Annotated in this window: 6 protein-coding genes; 5 read left to right on the top strand and 1 reads right to left on the bottom strand. The window is 59.6% G+C overall.

What is annotated here, in order from left to right:
• From EOA22_RS16895 to EOA22_RS16875, 5 genes are all read left to right on the top strand, one after another.
• Positions 1-2306: hypothetical protein (locus EOA22_RS16895; RefSeq protein WP_127390097.1), on the top strand; the 2306-nt coding region annotated here is incomplete at its 5' end.
• Between the two features lie 323 nt (positions 2307-2629).
• Entirely contained in the window at positions 2630-3796 is a 1167-nt protein-coding gene (locus tag EOA22_RS16890) for an ABC-three component system protein (protein ID WP_063169421.1), read from the top strand.
• Positions 3793-4305: a three component ABC system middle component gene (locus tag EOA22_RS16885; RefSeq protein ID WP_063169420.1), complete on the top strand. Its 513-nt coding sequence runs from the start codon at positions 3793-3795 to the stop codon at positions 4303-4305. Before EOA22_RS16890 ends, EOA22_RS16885 begins: the two co-directional genes overlap by 4 nt.
• The gene (locus tag EOA22_RS16880; protein ID WP_063169419.1) at positions 4306-6279 is read left to right on the top strand and encodes a DUF3732 domain-containing protein; all 1974 of its coding nucleotides are present in this window, start codon (positions 4306-4308) and stop codon (positions 6277-6279) included. It begins immediately after the preceding gene.
• A 24-nt stretch (positions 6280-6303) separates the two neighbouring features.
• On the top strand, positions 6304-6870 hold the full coding sequence (locus EOA22_RS16875) for a hypothetical protein (protein ID WP_063169418.1): 567 nt from the start codon (positions 6304-6306) through the stop codon (positions 6868-6870).
• A 905-nt stretch (positions 6871-7775) separates the two neighbouring features.
• Here the strand turns inward: EOA22_RS16875 and EOA22_RS16870 are convergent.
• A partial coding sequence (locus tag EOA22_RS16870; protein WP_164755563.1) for a hydroxymethylpyrimidine/phosphomethylpyrimidine kinase occupies positions 7776-8525 on the bottom strand: 750 nt, incomplete at its 5' end.

Here is an 8525-nt window from a genome sequence, read left to right as displayed (position 1 = left end):
CTACCGGGATGCGTGCCGCTCGCGACGAAGCCGCGGCGGCACTCGATGCGCTGCAGGTGGCAAGGCAGCGGGTCGGCGAGGAAAGGGCGGTGCCCGAACCTGCCAGGGCAAGGCTGGGCTCGGCTTTGTCGAAAGCGCGAGCAAGCGGACACCAGGCAGAGATTAGGACGGCTCGCGAGGCGGAAGATGCGGGAACAATCCGATGGAAGGCGGCGCTCGCGCGCTTGCGTCCATGGAACGGAGATGCCCTCGCTCTCGCCAACGTCGCGGTTCCGAGCGCCGGGCAGATTGCCGCCTGGAAGACGGTAGCGTCAGAACTGGCAAGGAACACCGCCGTACTTGCCGAACGCCTTGCTGAATACGAGGGCAACCATGCCATGCTCGCCGCACGATTGGATGCCCTTCGTGCCTCGGGCGACATTGTCGACGATGAAGCGGCTACCGCCATCCGCCGAGTTCGCGATGATGCGTGGGCAACGCACCGCGCAGCGCTGACCGGTGACACCGCTGACGACTTCGCCGTGGCATTGGCGCGCGATGACATTGCCAGCGCAGGCCGGCTGGCCGGCGCGGCGGATCTGGCTGAGATCCGGGCAACTACGCGCGAGCTGGCCGAGGCCGCGGCCAACCTGTCACGCAACGGCATCCAACGCACACAGCTCGGCAAGGATGTGGATACCCAATTGTTGGAAATCCGCGCGGCCGCCAGGGACCTGCTCGGAGACGCCGTGGAACCTTCGTCTGAGCGCCTGATCGAAAGGATCGAGGATCAGATCGAGGCGCGCAGCGATGCGCTCGCTGCCTGGGAGCAGATCGAACTTGCTCGCTTGAAGGCCGAGCGAGCCGCTGACGCCGGCGAGCAGATACGCTTGGAAATGAGAGCAGTGCTGGGAAGCGTCGGCATTGTATCAGAGTCCAACGACACCCTCGAAGCAATCATGGCCATCGCGGAGCCGTTTCTGGATCGGCAGCGCAAGGTGGACGCCGAGTATGCCGAGGCGCTCAGAATGGTGAGCTCCAAAGAAGAGGATCTAGCGGCACGACGGGTTGCAGTAGGTGTGGCGGAGCGTCGCGAGGAGGAATGGCTGGCCGGCATTACCGAAGCACTCAAGGGAACTTGGCTCGAAAGCGGGCTCTCCGCATCCGGCGTCGGCACTGTGCTCGATCAATTGGCCGAACTTTCAAGAAGCCTGCAGGAACGGGACGACCTGCAGCTGCGTATCGACAAGATGGAGGCCGACAGGGCCAATTTTCTGGTCGAGGTCATCGCCGTTGCGGTTGAAGCCGACGAGCCGACGAAGGATACCGACCCGGAGCAGTTGGCCATCCGCCTTGCCGAGCGCCTAGAGCGTGCCGAGCGGACACGTGAAACGAAGGCAAGCCTCGGCAACGACCTGAAGCGCCTCAAGGAGGCGCGCGACATCCTCGACACTGAGATTTTGGCACACGAACGCCGCAAGAACGAGGTGCTGGGCGTCTTTGGTGTCGCCACTCTGCCCGAGGTAGTCGAACGCGATGAGCTGTTGCGTGAGCGCGATGGCTTGCGCACCACCGTCGCCGAACTTGAGGAACGGATAGTGGCGGAGCTCGCGGTCGACGGATTCGAGCAGGCCCGCTCGATCCTGGACGCGATCGATTTCGACGGCCTCGCGGTCGAGAAGGCTGAGGGTGAGCAGCGGCTTCGCCTGTTCGATGAAACCATCCAGCAACAGCTGATCCGGCAGACGCGCGCGGCCGACAAGCTGGACGCCATCGGCGGTGATAGTGCGGTTGCACGCCTGGATGCTGAACGGCGCACAACCCTGCTGGAAATCGAGGAGAAGGCCGTTCGCTACATAGAGCTGAAGCTTGGCATCATGTCGGCTGGCAATGCTTTGCGGATCTACCGTGAGAGCCATCGCTCCGGCATGATGGCGCGCGCATCAGACGCGTTCAAGCTAATGACGCGTGGCCAGTATTCGGGGCTGACAACCCAGCCTGTAAGAGGTGGTGAGGTTCTCATTGCTGTGCAGGGTGACGGGCAATCCAAGGTCACCGAAGCGCTTTCAAAGGGTGCACGATTTCAGCTGTACCTTGCCCTAAGACTCGCCGGTTATTACGAGTTCGCGCAATTTCGGCCCTCGGTCCCATTCGTCGCCGACGACATCATGGAGACGTTCGACCATATTCGCTCGGAGGAGGTTTTCAGGCTGTTCGGAGCGATGGCAAACACAGGTCAGGTCATCTACCTGACGCACCATAAGCATCTATGTGAAATAGCTGAGGCTGTCGTACCGGGAACGAGGATCCATCAACTCGCACAGTAATTTTCTCCGGAATACGTGAACGAACCAGTGAAGGACGCCGAATTTGACGGCAAGTATGCGCCCAAAGTCAGACGTTCCGGCAAACTTCGCGTTCGTCCAAAAGCGGACATATCGCCCGAGCCATAGACGGCCCCGATGTGCCCATAATGGACGTCCTGCAAATTCATTGTCCTGCCGAATCTGGACTTCGAGAGCTGGCCCTAAACAGCAATTGTATCGCGCCTAGCCGTCCTATCGCCGGGGCGCCAATTGTAAACAACGGCGAACTATACCAATATCGTTACTGGCTTCTTCCGGTGCGACTCGGGAGAACGGGATGGGCAATGAACGCGAAGACGCAAACGGGAAAACACAGCGCCGCTGGCCAATACCTCGGCTATGCGCTTCAACCTGTACGCCTTTGCTTTCACCTGCTCAACGCGCCTAGCGGCGCCTTGGTCTCTCTTGAACATTTAGACGATGTGGCGGTTCACCTGGTCGGCGGCGAAGTCGTTCTTGAGCAAAGCAAGAGCGCACTGAAGCAAAATCCGATATCCGACTGGGCTGCGGACCTGTGGAAGTCTCTGGCCAACTGGCTCAGCTTCATGGCGGCGGGAGAGATCGACCCGGCGACCAGCCATTTCCGGCTATATGTCACACCGGTGAAGGCGGGTGCCTTCGCGATCGCGCTGAACGACGCGAAAACAGATGCCGACGTGGAGGCGCTGGTCGCTAACCTCGCCAAAGCCCACAGCAAGCTGAAAGCTGCACCGGCATGCGACGCCGACGTCCAAGCTTTCCTGAACGCTGATGCGGCTCATTGCGCCGCCTTGGTCAAGAATCTCGCCGTTATCAGCGTCGATGCAGATCCCGTCGATCCGATACGCGCGATCTTCAAGCCGACGGTCTCTCCGCTCATCATCGACCTAGTGTGCGAACGCGCGATCGGCGCTGCGAAGGAGGCGGCGGACAGGCTGATTAGAGCTGGCAAGCCCGCCATCTTGGACGTGGACGCGTTTCAGGCCGAGCAAAGAGCATTTGTTCAGAAGAACAACCTTCCAGGGCTGCTGTCGTCTTTCACCAAGCAACCGCCTGTCGAGGCCATCGAACAATTGATCGCCGACCGTCCCGCCTTCGTCCGCCAACTCGAGCTGATCGAGGTGGGAGACGAAGCGTGCGTCCGGGCTGTTAGCGATTACCTTAGGACGCTCGCCGACATCTCGATCTGGGGCGAAAGCGGGCTAATCTTTGAGAAGAACCTAAGTGACTGGGACGATGATCTTGTCGGTCGCTATGAGCACGTCAGTGCAGAGGTGCACGACATACAGGCCGGACACCCCGCAACGGTTCGTGGTAGAATAGTTTACAGGCGCTGCGCGCAGTTGCAGCCTCCACTCGATGGTCGAGTCGTCCCCGGTCATTTCGTCCACGGATCATTCAACGCCCTTGCCCACGGCCTGCGCCTCGGCTGGCATCCCGACTACCAGACTCTTTTGGAGCCAGCGACTTGATTGAGGCTGGCCGATCGCACCTACCGCTCAGCGACCTCGCCCTTGTCCAGAATCCAGGACTTGGGGCTTTCGCATTGTGGCAATTTGGCCAAGGTTTCCAGGCTGAGGACGAACGTCCAGCGCCGTTCGCCTTGGCGTTTCTCGTGCTGCCAATCGTCCTGCATCGCGCAACGCTCGAAATCGTGACTTCGACAAACCGACCCTCTGGACTGGCGCTCTTCGCGGCCAAGCTCGGGAAGGAACGGGAACAACTCCTCGCCGTCCACGAGCGAGCGCTGCTGCTGCGTACTCTGACATTGCAATCGGCCGCTGTCGGTGTGAGCGGGCGGCTGCTGTCCGTGGATTACAAGGATGCTACTTTAAGAGCAAACGTACCAGAACCGAAACCGAGGAGGCTCGTCCTTCCAGAGCGCGTCAAGCACCTCGGACCTGCCTCGGAGAAATTGGGTTTCTGGTTTTCGAACCTGGGGACCGCGCAGGTGGCCAACCTGTTACGGGTGGAGTTCTAGATGTATTTCCAGCTTCGAAAACTGATCCTTTGGCCCCGCAATGGTGCAGCGCCGCGGGTCGTCAAGTTCGAGCCCGGTGTCGTCAACGTCATCAGCGGCGCGTCGAAGACCGGGAAGTCCGCCGTTATCCCTATTGTTGATTACTGTCTGGGCTCGGAGAAATGCGCGATTCCGGTGGGCGTAATCCGCGAGAACTGCAGCTGGTTCGGCATTCTGATCGAGACGCTGGAGGGCGAAAAGCTCTTGGCGCGACGCGAACCGGGGGACCAACAGAGCACAGGCGACATGGTGCTGCTGGAGGGCGCACAGGTCGAAATTCCGGAGACGATCACCGACAAGACCACCAATGTCGACACGGTCAAGCGCGCGATGAACCGCCTGGCAGGACTGACTGACCTCGACTTCGAACCAGGTACAGAGAATGGATTCAAGCAAAGGCCAAGCTTCCGCGACCTCATGGCCTTCACGTTCCAACCTCAGAACGTGATCGCCAATCCCGACGTGATGTTTTTCAAGGCCGATACGACGGAACACCGGGAGAAGCTAAAGACCATCTTCCCGTACGTTCTGGGCGCGGTCACGGCAAAGATTCTCCAGGCGCGGTTTGAGATCGATCGGCTCCAGCGCAACCTCCGCCGGAAGGAGGCTGAGCTACGCGCGATCGTGTCGGCAACTGGCGCTTGGCGGGCGGAGGCGGAGGCGTGGCTGCGTCAGGCAGTCGAACTTGGCCTAGTCGATTCCTCCACTGAAGTGCCGAAGGACTGGAGTGACGTTGTTGACCTGCTTCGGCGCGTGTCGAACAGCAACTCAAGTCTTGCTCGACCAAGCCTGGCCGGCATCGATGTGGTGCTGACGCGTCTGGAAACCCTTCGTGCGTCGGAAACTGAAATCGCCGCGCGACTTACCGAGCATCGTCAGCGCCTGAACGAACTGCGCCGTCTGGTGGAGAGCAGCGAGGCGTACGGCGACGCCATGCGCATCCAACGTGACCGCTTGGACCTTTCCACGTGGCTGAGGGACTTGGCCGACGAGTTCGCCGATCCGTTGGTCGCACTCGGGGACGGCGGCCGCGAGAAGGTCTTGGCCCTTTGCGACAACCTCGGCGGTCTGGAGATCCGACTGCGGACCCACCCTGCGATGTCTAACACGCTTGACAAGGAAATCCTGCGCCAGCGCGGCGCCGCTGAAGCGGTCCTATCTGAGTTGAACGATGTCCGTAGCGAGATAGCGGTGCTGGAACGGGACTCTGACGTCGCCCGAGACGAGGCCAATCGCTTCGATAGGCTTGAGCGCTTCCTCGGTCGATTGGAGCAGGCGTTGCACGTCTACGACCGCGCCGACCAGTCGTCGGATTTGCGGCAGGAACTCACCTCGCTGCAGGCCGATATTGCAACGCTGCAAAAGACGATCTCCGAGGCCGACATCCAGCGCAAGCTATTCAACGCGTTGCACCAAGTCTCCCATCATGCCAATCGGCTGATTCCGCAGCTTGACGCGGAGTGGCCCGAGGCCCCGATTAGGCTGTTGATTGAAGACCTGACCGTCAAGGTGACTAGGGGAACGCGTGAGGACTACCTGTGGGAGATTGGCAGCGGCGCCAATTGGCTCGCGTATCACGTCGCACTAATGCTTGCGCTGCAGCACTACTTCCTGGCCGAACCTCATCACCCAGTCCCTGGTCAGCTGATCTTCGACCAACCTAGCCAAGTCTATTTTCCTAAGCGGGCGGCGGGCGACGAGGGCCCCGACCTCATCGCGTGGAGGGATCAGGACGTGGTCGCCGTCAGGAAGGTCTTTGCGCTCCTAGGCGCTGAGGTCATGGCCGCGAAAGGTCGCCTCCAGATCATCGTGCTGGATCATGCAGATGAGGACGTCTGGGGCAAGCTTCCCGGAGTCAAGTTGATTGAGGAATGGCGTGGACAGGCCCTCGTGCCTCAGGCTTGGATTGCCGCCGCATCTTCCAACGGTGGATAATAATCTGCTGCCAGAGGAGAAGGCATGGCGAACGTGGACGAGATCAACCGTCTGACGGCCCTTGGCTTGAACGTCATCACAGCCATGGATGTCGCGGAAGGAAAACTAGACGAAGCCTTCGAGGTCGCCCGCGCTCAGGAGAAACGCAAGGTCGACATCTGGTGCAAAGGAAGAAAGAACATTCCGGTTGCACTGACTGCGATATGGGACTGCGATCCTGCAAACTTCTATCTCGCGTTCGACGGCGATGATCCCAGCGACCACGCTTCGACGGATTTCATTCTTATCGACGCTGATGTCACTGACGTTGGCGGCAGGCTTACCTACGCCGCCAGCAGGGACAAGGGTCCTTGGCATCAACGTTACAAGAGCAAGAGCTGTGGGATCGCCTACCGATGGCTGCATGGCCGCGGTGTCACACCGCCTTTGCTCGGCGAGTACCAAGGCCAAGTTCACATCGTAGGAGGCATGCACCGCTTCCATCTTGCCAAGCACTATGGGACGACGCGCATGCCATTCCTCGTCCGGAGGGCCGAACTAGCCGCAGTAATGGCGTTGATCCCCTCGGCGACCGACACCGCCAACTCGTAATGGCGGGGACTGCAGAAAAGAAGCGAATGAGTTGCGAACTTACCGGGATCACTCCCCGAAAGCTGACCGACGGCTTCCGGCCCCGTTGCGGCCATTCTTACTCCCGCACTTTGGCTTTTCCAGCGCTAAACCGGCCTTGGGCGATGAATGGAAACGGTCAGATGTTCCCGGTCTGTGCTCGAAAAGTCGCATAAAAGGGCAGACTGGTGTGACGTCCGGAATTATTGGGCCTTTCACGGGTTTACCGGTCCCGAATTATCGGTTGCTGGCGGGCGGGCTATGCGATTGAAAACAGGAGAGTTTTCTGGCTAAGGGTGGGGTTTCAGACTGAGTTTACCAATGCCCTTAATGACGATTAATTCTGGATTGGCATCAGGTGATTGGGTTTGCGCAGAATATAGCCGCCCTTATTGGTAAACCCGCTCACGGTCGACAACGGATTGGTCAACCTAGGACGACAGGATTGGTAAACCGGAGCCGCCCTATCGACGAAGGTCTAGCTTGGCGCATTCACTGTCGCCGGTAGGCAGATATTCGGGCGACAATCGGGACCAGCGTGCGACGCCGCCAAGCGTGAGACACGTCGGCTACGCCGCAAATCGACACGGTTTGACCGGGCGCAATACCGCACCGATCTTCTAATCTCGGCTTAATTCCGGAGAGAGGCAGATAATTCCGGACGCCACACTGATTGGTAACCTAAGGCCACCCACCACGCGGATTGGTAGCCCACAGGAATAGGTTTGGTAACCCTTATCGAGTGAGGGCCGCTCGTACCTTTCGGCGGGTTCGTTTCAGTTCTAAGCCCGGCTTAATTCTGGACAACGACAGATAATTCTGGACGGCACAGTGGAACTCAACGCGTTGTAAGGATGGCATAGAGAAGCAGTAGCCCTCCAGTCTCGCTACTGGAAAAATTCTGGAAAATGGGTCTGCTTGGCTGGACGCAGAACGTTGTGATTATTCAGCCGGCATTTCTGAAGCTTCTCGAACACAAACAGCTTGCCTTCGCGCACGCTATCTTCGAGCGACTTCGCCTTCGCCAGATGCGCCGCAATCGCGCTGGCCAGCATGCAACCTGTTCCGCGCATCGATATAGCAAGGCGCGGCGTGTCGAAGTGGATGGGTTCATGATCGGAGCGTAACAGAATATCGGCCGATCGGGGACCCGACGCGTGCCCACCCTTGATCAGCAGGGCCTGAGGGCCGACGGCCTGCAGTCTTTGTCCTTGTTGGAGCGCACCGTCCTCATCCGAAGCCGGTTCGGAACCAGTAAGGAGCGCCAGTTCAGGAAGGTTGGGCGTGACAATGCAGCAAAGCGGCATCAAATCGCGCTTCATGGCAGCGATAGCGCCTGCTTCCAGAAGTGCGCGGCCTGAGGTGGAGGCCAGCACAGGGTCGAGTACTGCCGGCACTTGCGGAAATTTGCGCAGCACTGCGGCAACGGCAACAATGATCTTGGCAGTCGCCAGCATGCCGATCTTGATTGTGGCTACGTCGTTGGCCTGTAGCGCGGCACACATCTGATTGGCCACCATGCTGGGTGGCGAATGATGGATTTCGATCACGGCGTCGTGCGTTTGCACCGGTAGCGCTGTGACGGCGAGACAGGTGCGCACGCCAACGGCAGAGATCGTCGCGATGTCGCGTGCTAT

Source organism: Mesorhizobium sp. M7A.F.Ca.US.014.04.1.1 (assembly GCF_003998745.1).
GTDB classification, from domain to species: Bacteria; Pseudomonadota; Alphaproteobacteria; order Rhizobiales; family Rhizobiaceae; genus Mesorhizobium; species Mesorhizobium ciceri.
The sequence above is the reverse complement of the archived record's forward strand: the minus strand, read 5'-3'. Positions and strand labels throughout refer to the sequence as shown.